The sequence below is a fragment of the Spirochaetota bacterium genome (assembly GCA_026414805.1).
In the GTDB taxonomy this organism is placed as follows: Bacteria; Spirochaetota; UBA4802; order UBA4802; family UB4802; genus UBA4802.
This window is the reverse complement of record JAOAIH010000163.1, coordinates 1-662: the sequence shown is the minus strand read 5'-3', so window position 1 is coordinate 662 and position 662 is coordinate 1. Positions and strand designations below refer to the sequence as shown.

Annotated in this window: 1 protein-coding gene; it reads right to left on the bottom strand. The window is 46.2% G+C overall.

The window, feature by feature from the left end:
- Positions 1 to 662, bottom strand: a 662-nt coding sequence (gene clpX, locus N3F66_15170) for an ATP-dependent protease ATP-binding subunit ClpX (GenBank protein ID MCX8125486.1), incomplete at both ends; no start/stop codon positions are given.

The window sequence follows — 662 nt, the reverse complement described above, 5'->3', positions numbered from 1 at the left end:
CCCTTATTAGGTCCTCTTCCGTTAGCTCATCCAGTACTGCTATGACTGGTAGTCTTCCAACAAGCTCTGGTATAAGCCCAAAGTGCACAAGGTCATCTACCTCCACAAACTGAAGGGGGTTTTCACCCTTTTCAAACTTCTTTATCTGGGCTTCAAAGCCTACTACAGACTTGCCTAACCTGCGTTTTACTATTTCCTCCAGTCCAACGAAAGCCCCACCACATATGAAAAGTATGTCTGTGGTGTCCACCTGTATAAACTCCTGGTGGGGATGTTTCCTTCCACCCTGTGGTGGGACGTTAGCTACGGTGCCTTCTATAATCTTTAGAAGGGCTTGCTGTACGCCTTCACCGGATACATCCCTGGTTATGGACGGGTTTATGCCCGATTTTTTAGCAATCTTATCTATCTCATCTATGTAAACTATACCCTTCTGTGCCATGTTTACATCGTACCCGCAGTTTTGCAAAAGCCTTACAAGCACATTTTCCACATCCTCGCCCACATCGCCCGCCTCTGTAAGGCTGGTAGCATCCGCTATGGCAAAGGGCACGTTTATTATTTTGGCAAGGGTTTTTGCCAGCAGTGTTTTGCCAGAGCCAGTGGGTCCTATAAGTAGGATGTTGATCTTTTCTACTTCTACATCATCCAAACTTATACCC